Origin of the sequence: Longinema margulisiae (genome assembly GCF_025266855.1) — a bacterium.
Classification (GTDB): Bacteria; Spirochaetota; Brevinematia; order Brevinematales; family Thermospiraceae; genus Thermospira.
In genome coordinates, this window is the sequence record NZ_CP053071.1 from 1,208,853 (window position 1) to 1,233,443 (window position 24,591).

Annotated in this window: 16 protein-coding genes; 6 read left to right on the top strand and 10 right to left on the bottom strand. The window is 43.9% G+C overall.

What is annotated here, in order from left to right; all coding sequences use genetic code 11:
• Positions 1-7: 7 nt before the first annotated feature.
• Positions 8-1,243, bottom strand: a complete 1,236-nt coding sequence (locus BREVNS_RS05425; RefSeq protein ID WP_483428028.1) for a flagellar hook-length control protein FliK — start codon at positions 1,241-1,243, stop codon at positions 8-10.
• Positions 1,244-1,427: 184 nt separating this feature from the next.
• Between BREVNS_RS05425 and BREVNS_RS05430 the strand changes: the two genes are divergently transcribed.
• The 5 genes from BREVNS_RS05430 (at position 1,428) to BREVNS_RS05450 (ending at position 11,138) form a co-directional block, all read left to right on the top strand.
• Positions 1,428-4,781: a helicase-related protein gene (locus BREVNS_RS05430; protein WP_483428029.1), complete on the top strand. Its 3,354-nt coding sequence runs from the start codon at positions 1,428-1,430 to the stop codon at positions 4,779-4,781.
• A gap of 3 nt (positions 4,782-4,784) precedes the next feature.
• Positions 4,785-8,390 (top strand): Eco57I restriction-modification methylase domain-containing protein, encoded by a 3,606-nt coding sequence (locus tag BREVNS_RS05435; RefSeq protein ID WP_483428030.1) that lies wholly within the window; start codon positions 4,785-4,787, stop codon positions 8,388-8,390.
• On the top strand, positions 8,387-9,292 hold the full coding sequence (locus BREVNS_RS05440; RefSeq protein ID WP_483426009.1) for a DUF3800 domain-containing protein: 906 nt from the start codon (positions 8,387-8,389) through the stop codon (positions 9,290-9,292). Before BREVNS_RS05435 ends, BREVNS_RS05440 begins: the two co-directional genes overlap by 4 nt.
• Complete coding sequence (locus BREVNS_RS05445) at positions 9,276-10,046, top strand: DUF2851 family protein (protein ID WP_483426010.1); 771 nt, start codon at positions 9,276-9,278, stop codon at positions 10,044-10,046. Before BREVNS_RS05440 ends, BREVNS_RS05445 begins: the two co-directional genes overlap by 17 nt.
• 234 nt (positions 10,047-10,280) lie before the next feature.
• Positions 10,281-11,138: a GGDEF domain-containing protein gene (locus BREVNS_RS05450; RefSeq protein WP_483426011.1), complete on the top strand. Its 858-nt coding sequence runs from the start codon at positions 10,281-10,283 to the stop codon at positions 11,136-11,138.
• Here BREVNS_RS05450 and ptsP read toward each other — a convergent pair.
• From ptsP to BREVNS_RS05495, 9 genes are all read right to left on the bottom strand, one after another.
• Positions 11,117-12,883, bottom strand: coding sequence for a phosphoenolpyruvate--protein phosphotransferase (ptsP, locus tag BREVNS_RS05455; protein WP_483426012.1), 1,767 nt, complete (start codon positions 12,881-12,883; stop codon positions 11,117-11,119). The genes BREVNS_RS05450 and ptsP overlap by 22 nt on opposite strands.
• A 271-nt stretch (positions 12,884-13,154) precedes the next feature.
• Positions 13,155-15,572, bottom strand: coding sequence for a homocysteine S-methyltransferase family protein (locus tag BREVNS_RS05460; protein WP_483426013.1), 2,418 nt, complete (start codon positions 15,570-15,572; stop codon positions 13,155-13,157).
• Positions 15,569-16,537 (bottom strand): alpha/beta hydrolase, encoded by a 969-nt coding sequence (locus BREVNS_RS05465; RefSeq protein ID WP_483426014.1) that lies wholly within the window; start codon positions 16,535-16,537, stop codon positions 15,569-15,571. The genes BREVNS_RS05460 and BREVNS_RS05465 overlap by 4 nt, the downstream gene beginning before the upstream one ends.
• Positions 16,534-17,208: a hypothetical protein gene (locus BREVNS_RS05470; RefSeq protein WP_483426015.1), complete on the bottom strand. Its 675-nt coding sequence runs from the start codon at positions 17,206-17,208 to the stop codon at positions 16,534-16,536. The genes BREVNS_RS05465 and BREVNS_RS05470 overlap by 4 nt, the downstream gene beginning before the upstream one ends.
• Entirely contained in the window at positions 17,205-19,109 is a 1,905-nt protein-coding gene (locus tag BREVNS_RS05475; RefSeq protein ID WP_483426016.1) for a tetratricopeptide repeat protein, read from the bottom strand. Before BREVNS_RS05475 ends, BREVNS_RS05470 begins: the two co-directional genes overlap by 4 nt.
• Before the next feature lie 9 nt (positions 19,110-19,118).
• On the bottom strand, positions 19,119-19,748 hold the full coding sequence (locus BREVNS_RS05480) for a site-2 protease family protein (protein ID WP_483426017.1): 630 nt from the start codon (positions 19,746-19,748) through the stop codon (positions 19,119-19,121).
• 156 nt (positions 19,749-19,904) lie between these two features.
• A complete protein-coding gene (ahcY, locus tag BREVNS_RS05485) occupies positions 19,905-21,305 on the bottom strand; it encodes an adenosylhomocysteinase (RefSeq protein WP_483426018.1) in 1,401 nt (466 codons plus the stop codon).
• Between the two features lie 11 nt (positions 21,306-21,316).
• Entirely contained in the window at positions 21,317-22,060 is a 744-nt protein-coding gene (locus tag BREVNS_RS05490; protein ID WP_483426019.1) for a methylenetetrahydrofolate reductase, read from the bottom strand.
• Positions 22,044-22,982 carry an ArsR/SmtB family transcription factor gene (locus BREVNS_RS05495; RefSeq protein WP_483426020.1) on the bottom strand — a complete coding sequence of 313 codons (939 nt, stop codon included), beginning with the start codon at positions 22,980-22,982 and terminating at the stop codon, positions 22,044-22,046. Before BREVNS_RS05495 ends, BREVNS_RS05490 begins: the two co-directional genes overlap by 17 nt.
• 215 nt (positions 22,983-23,197) lie before the next feature.
• Between BREVNS_RS05495 and BREVNS_RS05500 the strand changes: the two genes are divergently transcribed.
• Positions 23,198-24,550: an ATP-dependent 6-phosphofructokinase gene (locus BREVNS_RS05500; RefSeq protein ID WP_483426021.1), complete on the top strand. Its 1,353-nt coding sequence runs from the start codon at positions 23,198-23,200 to the stop codon at positions 24,548-24,550.
• The last annotated feature ends 41 nt before the right edge of the window (positions 24,551-24,591 follow it).

Genomic DNA, 24,591 nt, shown 5'->3' on the forward strand with positions numbered 1-24,591 from the left:
GAACCTCCTATACAATATAATTGACCCGAGTATCAGTCCAGAGGGAAGAGGATGTGATGCCTTCTGTCGCTATCACCTCACCTTCTCCCTGAAAAGAATGCACAGAAAAGTTAAGGGCTGGCTCTGGTTGTTTGTCATCACCGGGTTGCCCTAAACTCACATCAAGACTTCCTACCTGGACCCCCGCCTGCTGAAGCTGACGCTGGAGTTCACCGAGGTTCTGGTCAAAGAGGGCTTTGGCTTCGGGGGTGGAAACCACAATCTTGCCCATCATCTGTCCATCTTCGAGGACAATCTTCATCTCCATACGACCAAGATCCGGTGGGGTGAGTTGAAGCCTCATCTCGCTCTGTCCATCCCGAAGGGTAATGAGGGCTTTGCCTGCCACCTGCTGAAGCATCTGTTCTACAGATACCCTGGGAAGAGAGGGGAGAGCAGGGGCTGTTTTCACACCAAAATCCTGGATGGGTTTCGCTATAGGGGAGAATATTCCCTCTTTGGGGTCGATTTGTTTCAGAAGGCTTTCAATCTTTGAGGAGAAGCTTTCCTTGAGAGAAAGAGACTCGGAGAGGGGTTTTTCTCCTGTGGTTGGCTGATAGGTTCTTTTGTCAATGAGACGAATGAGGGGCTTCTCCTGCTCTTTCTGGGTTTCGCTGGTTCTTGCAAGAGAGGAGTTCTTGTCCTGTGAAGGGGTGCTTTCTCTTTGTGGGGACTGACTATTCTCCTGATCTAAGAAGGCCTTGGGGTTTTCTGTGGGAAGGGTTGTCTTGAGGTTTCCAAAGGGAGAGGAAACCATCTCATCTATCCATCCCAAAAAATGTTTCAGAAAGTCCTCATTGGAGAGTTTGCCCTTTTCCCAGGCCAAAACCATCTCTCGAAGGGAAGAGAGAAGTTCAGAGGCCTCCTGTTTCATGCCAGGGGAAAGAGAGGCTGTTCCCTGGTTGAGAAAGGAGAGCAGGGCCTCAAGAACTTCAGTGATATTTTCCTCTGTTTGTTTCTCTGGATGCTGGAGGAGGGCTTCTACTTTTTCACGGATATCCTGTATCTTTTCTGAGGGTCGTTTTTCTGTGGCGGGTTTTTCTTTGTGCTGAGTGGTCACCTTTTCAAGGGTGGCGGCAAATTCGCTTTTCTTTTCCCTCTCTCCTTTTGCCAAGGGCGAGGGGATATCCTTGCGAGACACATCAAAAGACATCTTTTCTGGCTGGAAGGTTTCTTTCAGGTTGGGGAATACCATTGTATTCATTGGGACACTCCTTTTGTGTCGTCTTTTATGTTTTCGGTTTTTTTTGAAAAAGTTTGAGAGAGATGAGGGGGGATTTTTTTGGGGGAGGTTATGGATCCTGATCCATACATTCTTGATGAAAAAACTGGATTTTTTTTTCATTTGCTTTATAATGTAGAAAGATATCAAGGGAAAGGGAAAAGGTATGCCTTTTATTACCAATGCTGGGGATTTTACTTTAGAGAGACGGTTGGAGGAGATTGTCCCCAGATGTGAGAAAATAAAGATCCTGGTTGGCTTTTTCTATTTTTCTGGTCTTAAGAAGTTTTATGAACTTTTGAGAAAAAATAGCGAGGTGAAGCTTCAGATACTCGTAGGACTTCTGGTGGATAAGACCAATTATGGACTGTATGAGTATGGGGGAGAGAAAGGTCTCAGTGGAGATGAGATCGTTGAGAGATATATCCAATCAATAAAAAGGTCTTTCAATAGTGAATATTTTGATAATAAAGAATTCTACGAACAAGTGAGTTTTTTTGTGGAGCTTATCAAAAAGAATCGTATTGAAATCAGAAAAACACGTGAACCTAACCATGGGAAACTATATCTTTTTTATTTGCAAGATACTATAACCCCCCATCTTTTTATTACAGGAAGCAGTAATCTGACAAAAGCAGGTCTTGAGGGGCAAAATGAGTTCAATGTAGAGATCAAAGACTATGGCTTTGAGGAAGCAGAAAAATATTTTGATTCTCTCTGGAAGAGAGCTGTTCCTTTGACGGAAGACAATGTGAACAAAGAAAGAATACTCCAAACCTTAGAAAGGGAAACCCTGCTTAAATCTATCACTCCTTTTCAGGCCTATGCGTATGTTTTGCAGTGTTATCTGGAGACCTATAGAGGGAAGGAAATAGGCCAAAGTTTAGAAGAGTTGATGAGACAAAGAGGATATACGCCCTATCGATATCAGATTGATGCGGTACAACAGGCGCTTTCTATCCTGGAACAGCATCATGGGGTTATCATTGCGGATGTGGTGGGTCTGGGGAAGACGGTCATTGCCTGTGCGATAGGCTATGAACTCAAGAAAAGAGGGATTGTGATAGCCCCACCTGGGCTTATTGGAGAGGATAACGGCACCGATGGCTGGAATAAATATCTGGAAGAATTTCGGTTGGCTTCTCTTGGCTGGAAGGCCTTTTCTCTTGGAGTACTGGATGATGTGGAAACGTATGTGAATACGGCAGGGGATATAGAGGTGGTGATAGTTGATGAGGCTCACCGATTTCGTAATCAGGATACAGAAAGCTATGAGAAGCTGCGCAACATTTGTCGAGGGAAAAAGGTTATCCTTTTGACGGCCACACCTTTCAACAATAGGCCATCGGATATCTTTTCTCTTTTGAAGCTTTTCCTTTTGCCCAAACAATCCACCATCACTCTTGATAATAATCTCAAAGGGATTTTTGACTCTTACAAGAAGGTTTTTGATCAGCTTTCCTATATCAAAAGGTATCATGATTCTGTTGATGAAAAAAGAAAGAGAGCTTCCGTCTATTATAAGATTTTATTTGGAGAAAAGGCTTTTGATCTTAAAGAAGTAAGAAAGCGTTCTCATCTGCTTGCTTCACATATCAGGCATACCATTGCCCCTATTACTATTCGGAGAAATCGGCTTGATCTTCTCTCTCATCCTGTCTATTCTCAAGAAGTGAATAGTCTGTCTCGTGTGGCGGATCCTCAGGAGTGGTTTTATGAGCTTAGCAAAGAACAATCGGCTTTTTATGACAAGGTGATCAGAGATTATTTTTCAGAAGTTACCGGGCGTTTCCATGGAGCTATGTATCGTCCTGAGGCATACAAAATCGGAATAAAAAAAGCAGAAGAAAATAGTTTGAGTGGAGAAGAGAATTTCAGGTATTTTCAACAGTTTAACTTGTACGATTTTATGAGAAGGCTTCTTGTGAAAAGATTTGAAAGCTCTTTTGGAGCTTTCCGAGAGAGTGTGCAAAATTTTCGAGATATCACGGAGAAGGTGATAAATTTTGTTTCTCGTACGGGCAAGTATGTTATGGATAGACGGTTGCTGGATGAGCTTTCTACGCCGAATGACGATGACCTGAATGAACGTCTTGAAAAACAAAAAGCCGAATGGGAAAGTCTTTCAGAAGAAGCGGTAACCAGGAACAAAAATCATGAAGAAGTATATGACATCAGTACCTTTCAAGATAAAGAGCTTTTTCTTCAACATTTGCAAGAAGACAGGAAATTGTTTGATGAAATTCTGAGAGAAATGAAAAACGTGGGTTTGTCATTGGTAGATCCCAAAGCTCAAATGCTTGTCCAGAAGATACAAAATCTTGAGAACGAGATTCCACCAAAGGCTGGGGAACCAAAAAGAAAGGTGATCATCTTTTCGGAATATGTGGATACGGTAAAATATCTTGAAAAGGTTTTGAGAGAGCATTTTGGAGAAAGACTTCTGGTTGTTTATAGTAATCTTACGAGAACCAAAACGGAGGAAATTTACAAAAATTTTGATGCTTCTTATTCACCCCAGGAAGATAACTATGATATTTTGCTCACCTCTGATAAACTTTCGGAGGGATTCAATCTCAATAGAGCGGGTATAGTGATCAACTATGATATTCCATGGAATCCAGTGCGTGTAATCCAGCGGCTTGGACGTATCAATCGTATCAGCAGGAAGGTCTTTGATACCCTCTATATCGTGAATTTCTTTCCTACTGAACAGGGGGCCGAATTGGTCGATAGCAGGACAATAGCTGCCAATAAAATGTTTCTCATTCATAATACGTTGGGTGAAGATACCAAGATCTTTGATACAGAAGAAGAACCTTCACCTTCCAGACTTTATCAGTGGTTGAATCGTAATCCCGATGAGATTGAAGAAGAGAGTTTTTATACCACGGTTGTCAAGGAATTTGAACGGATCAAAAATCAATACCCTGAGATTGTGGATTCTCTTGTTGATTTGCCTCCTCGAATCAAGGTGGCCAAAAGAGGGAGAGAAAATGAGCTCTATGTGGTGGTCAAGAAAGGCAATCTCTTTGTTCATTATAAAAATTATACCACCAACCACAAGAATGCCTTTTCCCTTCAGGAGGTTATTGAGAATCTGCGGGGGTCTCCTACAGAGGAGGCTCTTCCCTTGAGTGAGGGGTTCTGGGAGCACTATGAGGAGTTGTTGGTTTTTCAGAGTGAAGAGGGTGAGAAAGAAAGTGGGCAGAGTCGAGAAAAACAGGCATATAACAATTTGAAAACCCTTCTTCGGTCACCAGATACAAGGCTTCAACCACTGAAGGACTTTCTCAGGATGCTGATAGAGGACATTGAATCGTATGGAACTCTCCCGGATTTTACGCTTCGACGTATTGCAGATATTTCTCCACGAGATGAAGATAGAGATAAAGCGGTGGTGGAACTCCAGAACCTTCAAAAAGAATTAGGTCCTCGTTATCTTGAGGTGGAAAAAAGTCGTCTCGCCGAGTTGAGAAAAGAGATTATCATTGCTATAGAAAATCAGCAAGGGGGATAAAAGATGAGTCGAGATGTCTTGAAAGAGGTGATTGAGAATTTTTCTGAAGAGAATCTCACGGAATATTTTCGTCAGAGTTTTCCGGGTTTTGGTGAGGAGAAGAGGAATCTTCAGGAGTATCAAGATGATGAATTTTCGTCCGTGAAAAAAATAGGGGAGATAAGGTTTTCAGATGATGAAAAGGTGGGGGTGTTTCTCTTTCAAAGTCAAAACCATATCTCTTCTCGTTCAAGCAAGAAAAAACAGTACGAGAAGGCAAAAAGTATTTTGGAAAATACCTATCTCGATGGGGGGATTTTTGTTTTCTCTGATGATGAGGGGAATTTTCGGTTTTCTCTTGTGTATGCAGAATATAAAGGTACTCGGAGAGAATTCAGCACCTACAAACGATTCACCTACTATGTGAGTCGAGAGCAAAAGAATAGTACTTTCTTACGGCAGTTGGGGGGAAAAAGAATAACCAGTTTGCAGGAGATCCAAGAAGCTTTTAGTATTGAAAAAGTCACAGAAGAGTTTTTCGAGGCCTATAAACATGCTATAAACAACATAATCATTCCTTCTCTTGATCAGAATATTGACTACAATAAGCGGCATTCTTTTGCACAGCTTTTTCTTTCTCGAATATTTTTTCTCTATTTCTTACAAAAAAAGAATTGGCTCAAATGGAAAAACTATGAACAGGACAGTTCTTATATAAAAAATCTATGGCAAAAGTACAAAAATCATATAAGGGAAAATAATAAGGACAAAAAAGATACCTTTTACCCGATATGGCTTTCCTCTCTGTTTTTTGGGGCGTTTAATAAAAAGCTTCATTTGATCAGCCGTGAACTTCCTGAAGATATTCGAGAGTCTTTTAGTATTATGCCCTATCTGAATGGGGGATTGTTTTCAGAAACAGAACTTGATAGATTGGAATTTCGTGTTCCTGATAGTGTTTTTGAATGGCTTTTTGAGTTTGATCCTACCGAAAATGAGAGAAAAAGGGGGTTCCTTGAGACATTTAACTTTACTATTGATGAATCTCTTCCTCTTGATGTGGAAGTGGCTATTGACCCTGAAATGCTTGGGAAGGTGTATGAATCGTTGATAGCCGAAGAGGAAAGAGGCAGTGGAGGAATTTTTTACACCCCAAGAATCGAAATTGATTTCATGAGCAGAATGTCGCTTTGTACCTATTTGAGTGCTCAGACAGGTATTCAAAAAGATAAAATCATAGATTTTGTTTTTGATCCACATGAAAAGGCGAATCTATTGTCAAAGCAAGAATTACAAAAAGTTAAATCAGCCCTTGAAAACGTAAAGATAGTTGACCCTGCGTGTGGTTCAGCTTCTTTTCTTGTGGGAATCATGAATGTGCTTTTAGATCTTCATTGTGTTCTCACCAAACAAATAGAAAACAAAGAGGAAAATCTTTTTGCTCTCAAACAGCACATTCTTCAGGAAAATCTGTATGGCGTTGATGTGAAAGATTGGGCGGTGATGGTAGGTGAATTGAGACTCTGGTTGTCTCTCATCATAGAGACTGATGAAAAATATATGGATATCTATACAAGACCACTCTTGCCCAATTTGTCCTTCAAGATTCGTCAGGGGGACTCTCTTGTTGAAGAGATAGGGGAGATGCTGGTAAGTTTGAGGGGAGACTCTTTTCGATACTTGCCCCCGTCAATTGAGGGCAAGATAAGAGAACTTATTGATAGGAAAAACGCTTTCTTCTCAGGCCAGAGAAGTGCAGACCTCAGGGAAAGAGAAGAGATTGAAACCCTTGAGATCGGTATTTTGAAAGAGATTATCAATTTCCATATTCAAACGCTTTCACAGAAAATTGATGAGCTTGAACAGCAAAAAAGTGCTCTTCAGGGACAGGGGAAGCTTTTTCACGAAGGAATAGAACCTGATAGGATTGACCAGAAGGGTAAACAAAAAGAGGTACAGATTGAAGAAATAAGAAAAGAAAAAGAAAAATATCAACGCATTCTCACCACTATTGCAGAGCACACAAAAAAGGATTATTTTCTCTGGGAGGTTGATTTTGCGGAGGTCTTTGCTGAAAGAAGGGGATTTGACATCGTGATTGGCAATCCGCCGTATGTTTGTCAGGAACTGATAGCTCCACCATTGGCAAACCAGGGCGATTATTCCGATGAAAGATGGGGAGAATTGAAATCTCAGTACAAGAAAAAACTTATTGCTTCTGTGAAGAATATATGGAGAACTGTGCAGAAGATAGACAAAAAAAGTGATTTATATGTTTATTTCTATTATCATGGGCTTTCTTTGCTGAGGCCGGGAGGGGTTTTTTGTTTTATAAACTCAAATTCATGGCTTGATGTGGGCTATGGAGCAGGGCTTCAGGAATTTTTGCTTCAAAATATGAGACCACTCTTTATCATTGATAACCTCAAAAAGCGTTCCTTCAAACAGGCAAAAGTGAATACGGTGATTGTTTTCATCCAGAGACCAGAAGAAAAGTTAGAAGATTACACGGTGAAATTTGTTGCCTTCAAAAAACCATTTGAAGAAGTGCATAATGCCGAGGTAATAAAGAAAATAGAGAAAACAACGACCCCCCTCTTTGATGACGAGGATTGTAGAATTTTTCCAAAGACAAGAAAAGAGCTTTTGCTGGAAGGTGTGGAAATAGAAGAAGAACAAGAAATGAATCCATGGAATTTATCCCCTGAAAGTCTTCCCTATATTGGCAACAAATGGGGCGGGAAATATCTAAGGGCACCGGATATCTATTGGCGAATTATTGAAAAAAATAAGAATAGATTAGTTCCGCTGAGAGCTTTTTGTGAGTATCAATATGGCTTAAAACCGGGGAATGTAGATTTCTTCTATTTGTCTGAAAAAACAATAAAGGAATATGGAATTCCTATAAATTATACTTATCCCATTTTAACCTCAACTCAAGACATAAAAAAATTTTTTATTATAGCGGCCGATTGTGCAAAAATGTTTTATTGTGTTGAACCAATAGATAAGATTAAAAATAAAGGTGTTTACAATTATATTAAGGATGGAGAGAAGAAAAAGATACATCAAATTGTTTCTGTTAAAAATCACCGTCCTTTTTGGTATTCAATCCATCCAAATGATCCAGATGTAATCTTACTTCAGTTTTTTGATCAGCGATTTTGGACACTTCTATGTAAAGACAATATCGCTTGCTCTAATAATTTTTATTATGGGAAATTAACAATTGATATAAATATTGGGATAACTTTATTGAATTCAATTTTTTATTTTCTACAAGTTGAAATGTTCGGTAGAGTAAATATGGCCGAAGGAGTTTTAACCATTTATGGCGAGGATTTCCGATTTATTTTATTGCCCAAACCTGAGGTTCTTAACAAACAAATGTGTGAGAATGTGCTTACTACACTATTTACAAGAGAGATACAATCCATCTTCACCGAACTTGGCTTTGACCCCAATAAGCCCATTCGAGAACAGGAGCCCAATCCATTGCCAGATCGCAAAGCGCTTGATGATATTGTTTTTGATGTCCTAGGACTCTCAGAAGAAGAACGCAAGGAGGTCTACTGGGCTGTGGCAGAACTGGTGAAAAATAGGTTAGAGAAGGCGAGGAGTGTGAGATGAAAGAGGATTTGCTTATTTATTCTGATGAATCAGGTCTGAATGAAAGATATCGGTCTCTTTGTGCAGTTAGTGGCAAAGAAAATGATTTAGATGCTTTAAGACAATGTTTATTCAAAATTTTACAATCGAAAAATATTACAGAACTAAAATTTAATGAAATAAGTGGCCATGTTCCTAAGATTGAATGTTGCAAGGACTTTCTATGTGTTGCTATAGATTTTGCTTCAAGGAATAAAATAAGAATTGATGTTCTTATCTGGGATATTGAAGATTCAAGACATAAATTACGTGGTAGAGATGATAAAGAAAATTTGGAAAGGATGTATTTTCATTTACTGAAACATGTAGTTGAATCATGGGGTATTTTTGATTTTAAGTTTTTTCCGGATGAACACTCTGAATTTGATTATAGAAAAATTGCTAATTACTTGAATTTAACAAAATATCCAAGACAAAAGCCTGGAGATATTCCTCTTCTGTTTAGGGGAGAGAGAATAAATTTTAAGGTAAAAGAAGTAAAACCTCAAAATTCACAAAGAGAACCTCTTATTCAAATAGCGGATATATTTGCAGGTTTTGGTCGTTTCTCAATCCAAAAGTCAGCAGAGTACACCAAATGGCGTAGCAATAGTAGAAAAAATGAAAATCAAGATTGGCTTTTTTCTTCTGATGATATGTTAGAAGATCCGAAAGAAAATAAAACTCTAAATCAGAGATTTGAGCTCATTGATTTTCTATCCAAAAAATGCAAAGAAAAAAATATTTCTGTGAGTATCAAGAGTAATGATTATTTAAAAACATATGATTCAGCTTTACAAATTAACTTCTGGCATTATGAACCTCAGGGGGAATACGATAAAGCACCTACTAGAAAAAAAGGAACAAATGAAGATAAACGTTGAAAAATTACAGTTGTTAGGCGAACAATGGCTTGAGACTAAAATCCAGAGGATGAAAAATCTTTTGAAGATTGCTGAGCCTGATGAGGCGCTTTATCGCGAGATGATGCTTTCTCTTGGCTATCCGAAAAACAAGACCCCATTTTTAGAACTTGCTTTACTCCTTCCCTTCAAAGAGGTAAGAAAGCTAAAAGATCGGGCGCTAATAGAAACAGCGCTTCTTCACCGTGCTGGATTTGTGGATTGGAAGGAGGAAGTGCCCGAACATTTTGATTTGTCGTTGAAAATGGAAAAGAGTGTATGGGACTACCGCAATATCAGGCCGGCCAATTATCCTGAGAAGAGAATAGCGGGGATTGCTTTTCTTTTAAGCCAGACGCTATCTTCTGGACTGGTCGATTATTTTTTGGAGAGAATAGAGAAGGCAATGACCCCTCTTTGCACTCCTAAAGTGGCCAAACAATGTGTGCTAAATATAATGGAATTCAGTGGTTTAGGGATTCAAAGAAAAACGGAAATGTTTTTTAATATTATTTTGCCTTTTGCGATAGCTTATGTTCAAAGTGAACAGCAAGAGATGGTGAGATTTTTGCAAAACATTTTTGACTTGCATCCGCCTCTTTCAAAAAATTCGGTCACAAAATATTTTTGTGCTTCATTGCCAGAGGGAACCAGTTATGAGACGATTTGTATTTCCACAAAAACTTATTTTGGGATACATTTCTGGTACCTTCACCATAAAAATGGCAATCTCTGAGAATGGAATGTCAACAAAAAAAGAGAGTCGTACTCTGAATGAGTGATACTATGAGATGTGGTTTTGCTATGCCTGCTGTTTTTCATCATGCTTGCTGAAACATGGTGATAGCCGAAATTCTTCTCCCGATACCTTTCCAAAAACTCCCCCTCCCCCTTGCATTTTTCTCCACAACTGGCTATAATAAAGCGTGAGCACAACAACGCAGCTGATATTAAAAAAGAAGGAGGTCCTATGTGGACAGAAGAAATGGACAAGGAACTACTTGATCTTTTGACCCAGTATAGCTATGCCCCTGAACTTCTCGATCTGGCGGTGGAGCAAAACTTTCCCCGTCTTACACGAGCAGAGGTCTATCAGCGGATTTTCTACCTGCTGGGCAAGGTACAGCTTCTTCCCTCTGAAATTCCTCTTGAGTGGACAGCCTTTCTTTCCTATCATCAGGAACTGATGCGAAAGCTTGGTCGGCCTGTATCCATTCAGGTGGCTTTCTTGGACTATTTCTATGAACGCAAAAACTACTACCATGATCCGATGGTTATCGAACGAAGTATTTACAATTATACCCGCAATCAGACCTTTATCGATTCTCTCACCGGGCTTTATAACTACCGTTTTCTCCGGGATTTTCTCCAGAAGGAGAGCCGTCGGGCCAACAGGCACGGGGAAATGTTCAGTGTGATTCTCATTGATATTGATGATTTCAAGTCTATCAATGACAAGTTTGGCCATCTTGCCGGCGACATGGTCCTCCAGCATACTGCCAAAATGATGCTCGAGGTACTCCGTCAGGAGGATATTGCCGTACGGTATGGGGGGGACGAGTTTATGATTATTTTGCCTGAGACAGACCTTGAGGGGGCGAAGCGGTGTGCCGACAGGGTGCTTGCCCTGATGAAGGAGTCCACCCTCTATGTCCATGATACTCCCCTTCACGTGAGCTACAGCATGGGCCTTGCCACGTTCGGCTACCATAGCAAGGAATCATTGCTCCTTCTGGAACTTGCGGATAGGGCCCTCTATGAGGCCAAGAAAGCTGGCAAGGGGTGCTGGAGAACCACCGAACAGGTTTACCTCACCTCGTCCTCATAGAAGTACGAATCGTAGATTTCCGGACAGTGTTTCTTGAGATCCTCTCGTAAAACCTGCTGGATTTCCTCGTGGGTGGTGAGTTTTTTCACCGTATTCCACAGTTCTTTTGTCTGCTGAACCGAAGATTTCAAAAGAATAGATTTCACGAGGGGAAGATAGGCCGGATTGACGCTGAAGATACGAAGCCCCATTCCCAAAAGAAGTCGTACATAGAGGGGATCTCTTGCCATTTCTCCACACACCGAGACTGGCTTTTTGTTGGCGTTAGCCGCTCGAATGGTGAGACGAATGAGGGCAAGTACCCCCGGGTTGAGAGGCTGGTAGTATTCGCTGACATTGGGGTTGCCTCTATCGGCAGCGAGGGTATATTGGACAAGGTCGTTTGTCCCTATACTGAAGAAATCCACCTCTTTGATGAGAGTAGAAGCCATCAGGGCCGCCGAAGGGATCTCTATCATGATCCCCAAAGGAATGCGGTAATTGAAGGGTCTTCCCTCTCGTTTGAGGTCTGAGATACACTCCTGGATAATCTCTTTGACCTGACGCACCTCACTGAGGCTCGAAATCATAGGAATCAAAATCCGTACATTGTCATTGAACACACTGGAACGCATGATAGCCCTGAGTTGCTGTTTGAAGAGTTCTTTTTCCTTGAGGAAGATACGGATAGACCTCCAGCCAAGGAAGGGATTGGCCTCCTGGACAGGATTGGCCAAAAACTTGTCCCCCCCAAGATCAAGGGTTCGAATGGTGACAGGTTTTCCGGCAAACAGGATGAGAAACTCTCTATAAAGGTCAAATTGCTCGTTTTCGTTCATCATACGCTGGTTCTGTATGAAGATCATCTCACTCCGGAGAAGCCCTATCCCTTCTGCCCCATGACGCATGGCGATATTGAGTTCCATGGAGTTGGATACATTGGCCATCAGGGTAATTCCTACCTCATCGGTGGTACGGGAGGGGAGGTTGATGAGGTTGAAGTTAGCCTCTTCCTGGGCTTTGTAATTCTTTTGAAGCTCGTGATAGGTATTGATAGTGGCCTCATCTGGGTTGATGATCACCACCCCTTTGTAACCATCGACAATCATGATGTCGTCTTTCTTGATGAAGTTGAAGAGGTCCTTGATACCAAAAACAGCAGGTATCTCCAGAGACTCAGCGATAATAGCCGCATGGGAGGTGGTACTTCCTGTTTCTGTGGCAATACCCAGGACTGCCCCCTGTTCAAGGTGAAGGACCTCTGCCGAGGAAATCTCTTCAGCTACAATGATGGCGGGGTTGTCCTTTGAGGGTCGTTCAAGGACCCCACCCTGAAGATTATGGGCAATACGATTGGCAAGCTCCTTGATATCTAAAAATCTTGCCTGAAAATAATCGCTCTGGAGTTCTTCAAAGCGCTTTTTGAGCTGAGAAAGCTCATAGTGGAGAGCCGAAAGAGCGTTGTAATAGTCGGTCTGGATACGCTTCACCACATCCTTTTGGAAAAAGTCCTCCTGGATGAGGTTGTAGTGAAAGTCAAGGACACTGGTATTTTTGTCGGAGAGGCGCTGCTGGGCCTGTTGACGCATGAGAAGCGTTTCCTGCCGGATGGCTTCAAGTGCCCTCTGATAGGCTTCTACCTCTTCCATCACCCGTTCGGCTTCGATACGGGTATAACGAATGTTTTTCATGAGGTCGTGGCGGAGAATAACCCGTCCAATCGCAATACCCCGCGAAATAGGTATTCCTCTCAAAAAGTAACCCATAACTTTCTCCTTTTTCCATCTCCATTATACCACTTTTTCAAAAAAGGTGCAATATTTTGAGGTCTTTGCACATTCGTGCGAAGACCTCAAAAAAGTAATAAAAAAACGAAAAATAGTATAAAAATATTCCTTATGATGATAAGTGATGCTCTATTTTTTAACTAAAAAGACAAATAAGCTTCTGTAAATAGAAAAAGCGGGGTTTCAGGGGCGTAGCCCCTGACCTAAGTAGGACAAGAAAAAACCTGCAAGGGTATCATTTTTGTTTTTTTTAGCCTTTTCTGAGAATCTCCTGAGCCACCCGAACCGCATCCACCGCATCCACGGCATAGTATGCCCCGATACTTGAGGCAAACTGTCGGGTTACAGCGGCTCCCCCTACCATCACAGGGGTTTTCATATTTTCCTTTTCAAGAAGCTCCATAAATTCAGCCATTCTGGGCATGGTGGTGGTCATCAACGCTGATAAGCCAATAATATCTGCCTGATGTTCCCTTGCCACCTCATAGATCCGCTGGGCCGGGACATCCTTGCCAAGGTCTATCACCTCAAAGCCCTGATTGCGGAGCATGAGGATGACAATATTTTTGCCAATATCATGCACATCCCCCTGCACAGTGGCAAAGACGAGCTTCCCCTGCGACTTCTGACCCTCTGAGCGAAGGAGAGGCTCAAGCCTGGCAAAGGCCTTTTGCATGGTTTCGGCCGAAAGGAGAAGCTGGGGCAAAAAGTACTGCCGTTTCTCGTACAACTGCCCAACCTCTGTGATCGCAGGGATGAGAAGCCTGTCAAGAATATCCTTGGGAGCCAGGGAGTGGGAAAGTGCCTCAGCCAGAAGCCCCTCAATGGCATCCTTTTGTCCCTTGATAACCGCTTGCCGGATTCTCTCTTCAAGTGGCATATCTTTTGTCTGGGAGGAAGAAACAGAGGGAGGGGTTGTCCCTTTTTGGCCGGAGTAGAGACGAATATACTCCATGGCCGAGGGATCTCGCTCAAGAAGCACATCTGATGCCCGAACAAGCCCCATCTGTTGTTCGTCTAAGGGATTCACAATCGCCGAGGTAAGCCCGGCCTCCATAGCCATGGTGAGAAAGGCCTGATTGATAAAGGCCCTTGCAGGGAGGCCAAAGGAAACATTGGACAGCCCCATGGTGGTGAAAAGTCCCAGTTCCTCTCGAAACATCCTGAGGGTTTTCAGGGTTTCCTTCGCTGAACGTTGATCAGAGGATACCGTCATAACCAACGGATCCGCCAGAATATTCTTTTTGTCTATTCCTGCTTTCTCCGTGGCTTCAAGAATGCGTCTCATGAGAGCCACGCGTTTCTCTGCTTTGTCGGGAATACCATGCGCATCAATGGGAAGGGCCACAAAGGCGGCTCCATATCGCTTCACATGAGGCAGGAGAGCAAGTCTCTCTGGCTCCGCGGTGAGAGAATTCAAAAGGGGTTTCCCTGGGTAGATTTTCATTCCCTGGATAGCGGCGGAAGGAGACGAGGTATCAATGGCTAACGGTACCCTGACTACGGTAGAAAGGAGATTGATGGCATTTTCCATCAAGGTAGCCTCATTGGCCTGGGGGATACCCATATTCACATCGAGTACATGGGCTCCGGCCTGTTGCTGTTTGAGAGCCTCCTCACGCACAAGGGCAAATCCACCCGAGAGAATATCTTCCACCAGGGCCTTGCGTGCGGTGGGATTGATACGTTCACCAATCACGGTAAAGGGAAGATCATGCCCTATTCTGTGAAACTCAAAACGACTTGAGAGTTTGAGAAAGGTTACCGCTCGTTTCTGATAACGAAGGTATGGTTTTTCTTTTTGGCTTCGTTCAATGAGAAGCCGGATGTATTCTGGTGTGGTCCCACAGCATCCCCCTATCACACAGGCACCATGTTCAAGCATATGCAGAGCCGTTTCCACATAACTCTGTGGTGTTTCACTATAGTGGGTATGGCCATCGACGAGATGGGGAAGACCAGCATTGGCCTGAACGATGATCGGTGTCTCAAACAGATGCCCCACCCGTTCCATGATGGAGAGCATCTCCTTTGGACCAGTCCCACAGTTCATTCCCATGATATCGACACCAAGAGCCTCAAGGGTGGTAAAGGCGGCCTCCGGGCTTGTTCCTGTGACCATGCGGCCATCAGATTCAAAGGTCACACTGGCAATGATCGGAAGATCGCATACCTCTCTTGCGGCAAGAATGCCCGCCTTGAGTTCTAAGATATCAATATGCGTTTCAAAAAAGAGGGCATCCGCTCCCGCATTGGCCAAAGCCACAATCTGTTCTTTGTAGATATCCATCATCTCTTCAAAAGAGATATCCCCCAGGGGCTTCACAAAATGCCCTGTTGGTCCAATATCAGCCGCCACAATAGCCCGTCCTCGTGAGGCTTCTTTTGCATTTCTTACCCCGGCTGCATTGAGTTCTTCTAACCGGTGGGCAAGCCCATAGCTTTCGAGTTTGATTCTATTGCCCCCAAGGGTATTGGTGATCACAAGATCACTTCCTGCTTCAATGTAGGCCCGGTGAACACTCTGAACAATCTCTGGTCTGGTCACATTCCAGAGTTCTGGGCAATCTTCTCCCTTCAGACCATATTGTTGGAGAAAAACTCCCATAGAACCATCGCTGTAGGCCACCCCATGTTTGGCCTTTTCAAGAAACTCCTGCCATGTCATATACCCTCCAAAAACGAGAGAATATCCTGATATATCTCTAGCCTATTTCTTTCCATCAAAAGATGATGGTTGCCGCGATAGAGATTTACCTCTAAGGACGGAAAGATTCTCTGAAGAACAGGAAGGTTGTATTTCCAGTCCACGACGCTATCCTCTCTTCCCTGCACCATCAGGACGGGAAATGTTCCAAAAGAAGGATACAGGATAACCCTTTCATGCCAGTTTCTTGCCGCTCGAAGCCAGGAGAGATGGACCTTTTTCTCCTGAAGGGGGTCTTTGTTGTAGATAAAATCCAGAAAATCCTTGTCTGAGGTGGTTTTGTTCTGAGAACGGGGAACCTCTGTCAAAATCCCCCCAAGGATATTGTAGCCCATGAGAGCCATGTTCCAGTTAACAAGTCGCACAAGGGGAGAAACAAGCACCAATTTTTCTATCCGTTTTTCTCTTCTATGGTTGTGAAGGTACTCAATCCATACCGAACACCCTGTACTGAAACCCATGGCCACAAAGCGTTGGGGAACATCCACCCTTTGAAGGACACTCTCGAGAGCCTCAGCATACTCAGAAAAATCCTCTATCCCTGTTCGAAGCCCACTGGAAAGTCCATGTCCGGGCAAATCCATCGCCACAATGGTGTACCCTTGAGCAAGAAAAAACTCATAAAAAGCCCCATAGTTTCCCACATGATCAAGATATCCATGCACAAAGACAATGGTTTTCTGAGACTTTTGAGGCAGAAACTTGAGCACAAACACGGTATTTGTCCGCTGCCATGACACCACAAAACTCTGGATCCGGACTCCTTCCCACGAGAGATGATAAAAGTGAAGATAGTCACCTAAGATTTCCGTTGCATTGGTTTTTCCATTTGCCTGAAAGGCAAGATTTGTCCACTTCGTATAGGTATTTGTTTGGGCATACCCAAACCCCACCAAAAGAAAAAGACTACACAATACTATTTTCATGGATTCTCCTGACAATATTTTGAGATAAGATAACGGGTATCCCCATATTTTTCAAGAAGGGAGTAGATGCTTCCCTCTGAAACGCCTATCTGGGTGATCTGGTCAAGCCATTTGTCCTTGTCGCTATATTTGATTCGGCTGGATGGATTGAAGTAGGCTATGGCATTTTCCACCGTGAGGATAAAGGGAGGAAAACCGTCCCCTACGAGAAGGTAATTCAGCACAATATTTCCCGTGCGGTGATTCCCCTCGATGAAGAGCTGGGGCTGACTGAGAGCAAGGGTATAAAACTGGGCAGCCTTGCGAAGGGAGGGGAGTTTTTTGCCCTTTTCTTTGTACCACTTGAGAATTCTTCCTATCCTTTTCTGAAACCTTTCCCTTGTACTGAGGATATGCTGATGAAACTCGAACCGTTTTGCCGGGTCTTTTCCACAAAGCACAATGTGGTTGAGTTCCAGCATAGCATATACCCCCGCAGGATTAAAGAGGTCTATGTCCTGGGCAAGAAGGGTATTGAGATACTCATACGCTAAAAGAATATGCTCTATAATTTCCAATGTCATCGGTTCACGTTTTGTTTCGAGTTTGGCATTGATCTCGTCAAAGTGGTAGTAAACCTCCAAAAGGCTTTCCCGAATAGCGGGAAGGTTAAAAAGACATCCCTTTTTCATCGTGGGGTAAGTCTCTCTCGAATATACCCATTATTAGGATTGATGGAGAGACCCTTTTCCCACATGAGACGGGCATCAGCCGGTCGTTTCAGGGCCTCATACACCATCCCGATATGGTAATAGACCTCATCAAGCCCTTCAAAGGTCTCTATCCCATCTAACTTCAAGAGAATCCAGGCAAAAACCTCAAGGGCCTTTTCATACTCTCCCTTCTGGTAGTAAATCCATCCAAGCGTGTCTTTGTACGCAATGTTTTCCGGTTCTTCTTCAAGGGCTTTCTGAACATAGAGAAGAGCCCTGTCAAGGGAAACCTTCTTGAGAGCATAGATATAGGCCAGAAGATTATAACTCGAAGCAGAGGGCTCAATGGCAAGAGAGGTTTCCAGTGCCTTGCTTGCCTCATCAAGTCGCTGCAGGAGAAAAAGAGAATTCCCAAGGGAATAGTTGACTGAAGCCGTGTTGGAATACTGTTTAGCCTTCTGGAAGGCCTCAATGGCCTGAAGGTGAAGGTTTTTTTGCTGAGCTATAAGCCCACTATAGTACCAGAAGCGATAGTTTTGTTTCGGGGTTTTGGCGAGTTTTTCTGCCTGGGCGTAGGAAAGCTGGGCCCGGTAGGTATTGGTATTCTTCGTGTAGAGGAAGGCAAGGGCTAAATGGAGATCAAAGCCCTTTTCTTTTATCTTTTCTTCTGGGGCTTCTCTCAGGTACTGCTCATAGCGTTTGATGGCTTCTCCGTAGTTTTCTGCTTCTTCATAGAGAGACGCCAGGGTGAGAAGAGCCTCAAGCCTGAGATCCTTCTCTTTTTCAAGGGGAGTGATATACTGGATGGCAAGATCTGTTTTGCCCACCTGATAAGCATAATATCCAAGGAGAAACAGCATTTCCCTCTTTGTTTTGGTGTCATTTATGGCCTCTGCGGCCTTGAGCTTCAGGTGGTTTGCATAAAAAATACGGGTGGGATTTGCCTCGTATTCCTTGATGAGATCATTGATGAGGGTAATAACCTCCCTGTACTTTTTTTGGCCGTAAAGACGGTAGGCTCTCGCCAGAGGGGCGTCCTTCTCATAGGCTGTGGCTAACCGTTCCCAATCCTTCAGGCCTAAAAAAAATGAGGTCTGAATACGTATCAGAGCCACATCCGCACTATAAAAGAGTTCAGGAATGTTTTTCACCATATCATAGGCCTTTTGTACCTCAAGAAGCTGCTGATACCCGAAAGCTAAATACCTATCAAGGTTATAATCCTGATCAAAGAGGTTTTTTGCCTTTTCAAGGAGCGTTACCCCTTCTCTGTAGTTCTCTTTTCGAAGCTCAATAAGTCCAAGAAGAAAGTAGCTCTGATACACAGGCTGGCGAGAAGATTCCTCGTCCTGTCCGTTGGTGATTACTCGCCAGAAAAATCCCTTGGCCTGTTCAAAACGTTGCTGATTATAGAGAAGAAACCCTCGATAGAAGTTGCCCAACACATTCTCCGGGTCAATAACCAGAAGTTGTGAGAGCCCTCTCTCAAAATCTGCCCACTGCCCAAGGGCTTTTTTCACATCAAGATAGCCATACAAAACCTCGCGGTTGGTGGCATAGTTGGTATAGGCAAGATCAGCAAGATAATCCACTAACGAATAGAGTTTTTCCGCGGGCATCAGGGTATATTGTTTCTGTTGCAAAAGGCTGGCACTGATAGAGAGAATCATCTGAAAACTATAGGGGTTATGATACCCGTTTTCAGCCAGTTGCCCTAAGACAAGAAGAGCCTCCTCTCTTTTTCCTTCATAGGCCAAAGAAACTCCATACGCATACTGAGCCTCAATCTGACTTGACAAAAGATTCTGGACTATACCCGTTGCCTGTGAATATCCTACATTTGCCAGAAAAAAGACCCATAACCATATTTTTTTTCTCATATACACTCCTTACGATGATGAACTATACAGAAGAGAAAGGGCATTCAATACACCACCAAGAACCGTGTCCACAAGAAAAGAGAAAAACGGGGAATTGACAAACAAAATGATCAGAATAATTCCCAACGGAAAAAGATACGGTTCTATTTTCTGCTGCCACGTAGCGGGCAGAAGGCTTAGTACCACACGAAAACCATCTAAAGGGGGAAGAGGAAGCAGATTGAAAAAGGCCAAAAAAAGATTGGCGGTAATGAGATGAAAAAAAAGATTTAAGGGAAAAACGAGAGTAATTCCTACAAGAATGGCGGCCACAAGAATATTCATCGTTATCCCGGCAAGCGAAACGGTGAGGTTTCCCCATCGCCAGCTTCGGAACTTGTAGGGGTTTATGGGTACAGGTTTTGCCCATCCAAAGATACTTCCACTTGTGAGGTACATCAAAAGAGGAACAATTACTGTGCCTACAGGATCAATATGGGCAAGTGGTGAAAGAGATAGTCTCTTGTTTTGCCTGGCAGTATCGTCTCCCCACCAGAGAGCCACGACTCCATGGGCTATCTCATGAAGAATAATCGAATACAGAATACCGAGAGCAAACAAGACCCAAAAAGCAAGAGATCCAAGAGAAAAATCCTTCATATCTACTCCGTTTTCATGCTAAAAATATACAGCAAAAGAAGAGAAAAAGCAAAAAAGCCTCTCTTCAAAAAAGTCTCCATGAGGTGTTTATCAAAAGTGAGCCCATGATGGTATATCATGGGCTCACACGTTGTTTTTCCAGAATATGCCGGTCTCTTAATATCGGTAATGCTCTGGTTTGTAGGGGCCTTCTACCGGCACACCAATATAGGCGGCCTGTTTGGGAGTGAGTTTGGTGAGTTTTACCCCTATCTTTTCAAGGTGGAGGCGTGCCACCTCTTCATCAAGGTGTTTGGGGAGCCGATAGACCTTTTTCTCATAGGTCTTCCAGTTTTTGGCAAGGTCTATCTGGGCAAGGGTCTGGTTGGAGAAGGAGTTGGACATGACAAAAGAGGGATGGCCTGTGGCACACCCAAGGTTGACAAGCCTTCCCTCAGCCAAAAGATAGATCACATGCCCATCGGGGAAGATGTACTTGTCATACTGGGGCTTGATGGTGATGCGTTTGATGCCGGGATAATTGTTGAGCGCGTCCACCTGGATTTCATCGTCAAAATGCCCGATGTTACAGACAATCGCTTCGGACTTCATCTTCTCCATGTGTTCAATACGAATCACATCGCAGTTACCCGTGGCGGTAATATAGATATCAGCTATCCCGAGGGTGTCTTCCACTGTGGTGACCTGATACCCCTCCATGGCTGCTTGAAGGGCATTGATGGGGTCTATTTCGGTGACAATGACCCTGGCTCCCATCCCACGAAGGGCCTGGGCACATCCCTTTCCTACATCTCCATAGCCACACACCACAGCTACCTTTCCAGCAATCATCACATCAGTAGCCCGTTTGATACCATCAATGAGAGACTCACGGCATCCATAGAGGTTATCAAACTTGGACTTGGTGACAGAATCATTCACATTGATCGCAGGAACAAGCAGTTCTCCCTTTGCCTGCATCTGATAGAGACGATGAACACCGGTGGTGGTCTCTTCAGAAATACCATGCCAGTCCTTCACCACCTCATGCCAGAAGCCAGGACGCTCTTTTTGAACCTCTTTGAGAAGGCTCAGGATAATAGCCTCTTCCTTGCTTTCCGGTTTTTTGTCAAGGAGCTTGGGGTCCTTCTCAGCATAATACCCTTTGTGAATGAGAAGGGTGGCATCTCCTCCGTCATCCACAACCTGATTTGGCCCCTTTCCACCGGGGAAAGAAAGGGCCTGCAGTGTACACCACCAGTATTCCTCAAGGGTTTCCCCCTTCCACGCAAAGACGGGAATACCGGCCTTGGCAATGGCGGCGGCTGCGTGATCCTGAGTCGAAAAGATATTGCAGCTTGCCCATCTCACGTCAGCCCCGAGTTTTGCCAAGGTTTCAATGAGAACGGCTGTCTGTATGGTCATGTGCAGGGAACCAGTGATTCTCACCCCTTTTAAGGGCTGGGAGGGGGCGTATTTTTCGCGAATAGCCATGAGCCCTGGCATCTCCTGCTCGGCCACCTCAATTTCCATACGGCCCCAATCAGCAAGACCAATATCCTTTACCTTGTATTCCATAGTATCCTCCTTCAGGATAATTTTTCAAAAAGAGGGGACAAGTACGAACTGATATCCACTCGGATCGGCATGAGATAGAGGGCATACTCCGGGTATTCCATGACTTTTTCCAGAACAAAACGAGCCCAACTAATATTTCCCTCTAAAGAGAGATCATACCCGTCTCCAATGGGGACGCGATTTTTCTCTCGCCAGTAGGCAAGGCTTTTCTCGGTGAGAATGGGACTCACCCCCCACCATACCGAAAGCCCCTGGCAGTGTACCATGTACTCCTCAAGAATACCCTTCTCAAAAAAGGGCTGGGTGAGAAAGGCTTTGGCTCCGGCTTTTATTTTCTGTTCTACGTAATTCATCTCTTCACGGAGAGACTGACGATAGGGATCAATGGCGCCATACAGTTGTAAGGAAGGGTCTATCTGCCTCAAAGCTGAAAGCATTTCCAGAGAGGACATCCCTTTTTTTGTGTTTTCCTTTTCCTGATCTCCCTGTATAACCAGAATCTCTGAAATACCATGGCTTTTGAGTGTCCGATAAAATGTCTCTATCTTTTGTGGTTCTACATCACAGGCCCGAACATGGATAATCACAGGATAATGCCCCTCTACCCACCGGGAGGCTTCCCATCTTCTCGTCTCAAGTCTCGTGAGATCAGGGATATTGATATGGGTAATAGCCGAGATATGCTCTTTTGCCCAGCGCACCTCTGAGACAAAGCTTTCTCTTTCTCGTGGAACAAGTTCAAGAGAAATCGGCATCGCATCCTCCTTTTCCTTTTTTCATCAGAAGAGCAAATAACCTCAGATTCGACTTGGCTAATGGATAATAGGCTTCTTTTACCACTGAGAAACCAGCTGCTCCAAGAAGAGAAATGATCTCTTCTACCGCAAAACCCATCCAGTAATCATGATACACCTCTCGAAGCTTTTCCTCCTGATGAGGGAGAAAATCCACAATAGCCACATATCCCCCCTCTTTGAGTACACGCGCCATCTCGTTTGCCCAGAGAGTAAGATTTGGCAAATGGTGGAGGGTGAGGTTCAGGGTCACAAGGTCCATTTCTCCATCTTTGAGGGGGAGGTCTTCAATATCCCCCTGCCGGAATTCCACTCTGGGTTCTTCGAGAAACCGCTGTCTTGCCAAGGAAAGCATCTCTAAAGAATGATCCACGCCAATAACCCTCTCGGCTAGAGAGAGAAGCGTTGAGAGCCCCTCACCACTTCCACAGCCCAAATCTGCACAGCGGCGAATACCCGAAAGTCCCTCCAGAAGGGGCTTCATGGGATCTACGTTGCCCAACAGCTCTTCTCGTAGGGTGTTCCAGCGAGAGGCAATATCATCAAAAAATCTCTGGGTGGACCTTTTCTTTTTCTCTTCCCATTCTCTGGCTCTCTTGAGGTCTTCTTCGTAGAGGGGGCCTGTGAGTTCATCTTTGATGAGAGAAAGCCACTTTTCCTTCTTCCAGATATCAGAGAGACGATAATACGCCCAGAGCCCCTGTCGTCGTACAGAAACAAGATCAGCCTCGTACAGGATGCCTAAATGCCGGGAGATTCGAGATTGCCCCATCTGAAGAATATGGACAATATCATTCACACTCCACTCATGGAGAGAGAGAAGTTTGACAATCCGAAGACGGGTCTCATCCGAGAGAGCCTTGAGCCATTTGAGGTCAATCATTATATCAATATATCCAAATATATTTATACAGTATTATAAGCCATCTCGGGAAATTTTGCAAGAAAAATCGCTCGAAGAAAAATTTTCATGAATAAAAAGCTCAAACTGTACATCTTCATCAAAAAAATACCATGATTTCTTCTCCTCGCTCCATAAATTTGCAAGAGTGAAAAAGATGAGATACAATAAAAACGAAAAAAATCAGGAGGAAAAACATGCCACTCCCTTTTGATGCTCCTCAATGGGTACAGGAACTTATGGAGGAAGATCTTTCCATTGACAGACTTGGTCCCTGTCGTTATACCTCCCCCTTTGAAAGTATGATACAGGATTCTGGTTTTATTCCTGATGATGAGAGGGTGATAGCCATCACTGATAGGGGATTGGTGGAGAAGTTCATTGAACACAAGATTCCCCTTCCTTCTTTTGAAAAGGCGGGTCCACGTCGAAAGGTCTTTTTTGAACCAGGAGAAACGGTTTCAGGCATTGTGACCTGTGGGGGGATATGCCCTGGGCTCAATTCGGTGATTCGCTCTATTGTGATGATGAACTATTATCGTTATAACAATAAACGCACCTATGGTTTTCGCTACGGTTATGCAGGTCTTGTGAAAGAAAACGGCTATGACGTGCAACTCCTCACCCCGGAGATCGTGGAAACTATCCATACCGCTGGTGGTACCATCCTTGGAACATCAAGAGGGAATCAGGATCCCGTCAAAATGGTGGATAGACTCCAGGAGTTGGGCATCAATATTCTCTATGCGATTGGGGGGGATGGCACTCTTCGTGGGGCCAAACAAATTGCTGAGGAGATTGCCAGAAGAGGGCTCCAGATTGCGGTGGTTGGGATCCCCAAAACCATTGATAACGATATCAGTTATATTGACCGTTCCTTTGGATTTGAGACGGCCTTTTCTGAGGCCTGTGATGCCATCTATGCGGCTCATACAGAGGCCAAGGCCCATGACAACGGGATAGGCATTGTGAAGGTGATGGGGAGGGATTCGGGATTTATCGCGGCTCATGCCACCATTGCCACCAATGAACCCAACTTTTGTCTTATCCCTGAGGTGGATTTTGACCTTGATGGACCCAATGGATTTCTCTCTCATCTCACCCGACGGCTTCTCAAACGTCGTCATGCCGTGATTATTGTGGCGGAAGGGGCAGGGCAGAAATTCTTTGCGGGAGAGAAAGAGGAGTATGATGCCTCCGGAAATAAAAAACTTCGGGATATCGGGCTTTTCCTCAAGCAAAAGATCAGTGAACACCTCACCAAACACCATATCCCCCATTCTATCAAGTATATCGATCCCAGTTATACCATTCGTAGCCGTCCCCCCACACCAAATGATTCGATTTTCTGTTCTCAACTTGCTCAGGCAGCGGTGCATGCTGGGATGAGTGGCCGTACGAACGTGTTAGTAGGGTATTATCAAGGCAATTTCACGTATATTCCCATCGACATTGCTACCCGACGGAGAAAGAAAATTGATACCAACTCCTCTCTCTGGACCTCTGTTCTGGAAACCACAGGCCAACCTGTTTCTATGGTGAATCCCTGAGGTTTTCTACCCCGGAGGTTTAATTGACTTTTTTGGTGGCT

Bases quoted from the DNA above. Each gene is read 5' to 3' on its own strand.
- BREVNS_RS05430 (WP_483428029.1), top strand. From the start codon at position 1,428: ATGCCTTTTATTACCAATGCTGGGGATTTTACTTTAGAGAGACGGTTG.
- ahcY (WP_483426018.1), bottom strand. From the start codon at position 21,305: ATGGAATACAAGGTAAAGGATATTGGTCTTGCTGATTGGGGCCGTATG.
- BREVNS_RS05425 (WP_483428028.1), bottom strand. From the start codon at position 1,243: ATGAATACAATGGTATTCCCCAACCTGAAAGAAACCTTCCAGCCAGAA.
- BREVNS_RS05470 (WP_483426015.1), bottom strand. From the start codon at position 17,208: ATGAAAAAGGGATGTCTTTTTAACCTTCCCGCTATTCGGGAAAGCCTT.
- BREVNS_RS05435 (WP_483428030.1), top strand. From the start codon at position 4,785: ATGAGTCGAGATGTCTTGAAAGAGGTGATTGAGAATTTTTCTGAAGAG.
- BREVNS_RS05465 (WP_483426014.1), bottom strand. From the start codon at position 16,537: ATGAAAATAGTATTGTGTAGTCTTTTTCTTTTGGTGGGGTTTGGGTAT.
- BREVNS_RS05445 (WP_483426010.1), top strand. From the start codon at position 9,276: ATGAAGATAAACGTTGAAAAATTACAGTTGTTAGGCGAACAATGGCTT.
- BREVNS_RS05480 (WP_483426017.1), bottom strand. From the start codon at position 19,748: ATGAAGGATTTTTCTCTTGGATCTCTTGCTTTTTGGGTCTTGTTTGCT.
- BREVNS_RS05495 (WP_483426020.1), bottom strand. From the start codon at position 22,982: ATGATTGACCTCAAATGGCTCAAGGCTCTCTCGGATGAGACCCGTCTT.
- BREVNS_RS05475 (WP_483426016.1), bottom strand. From the start codon at position 19,109: ATGAGAAAAAAAATATGGTTATGGGTCTTTTTTCTGGCAAATGTAGGA.
- BREVNS_RS05450 (WP_483426011.1), top strand. From the start codon at position 10,281: ATGTGGACAGAAGAAATGGACAAGGAACTACTTGATCTTTTGACCCAG.
- BREVNS_RS05440 (WP_483426009.1), top strand. From the start codon at position 8,387: ATGAAAGAGGATTTGCTTATTTATTCTGATGAATCAGGTCTGAATGAA.
- BREVNS_RS05490 (WP_483426019.1), bottom strand. From the start codon at position 22,060: ATGCCGATTTCTCTTGAACTTGTTCCACGAGAAAGAGAAAGCTTTGTC.
- ptsP (WP_483426012.1), bottom strand. From the start codon at position 12,883: ATGGGTTACTTTTTGAGAGGAATACCTATTTCGCGGGGTATTGCGATT.
- BREVNS_RS05460 (WP_483426013.1), bottom strand. From the start codon at position 15,572: ATGACATGGCAGGAGTTTCTTGAAAAGGCCAAACATGGGGTGGCCTAC.
- BREVNS_RS05500 (WP_483426021.1), top strand. From the start codon at position 23,198: ATGCCACTCCCTTTTGATGCTCCTCAATGGGTACAGGAACTTATGGAG.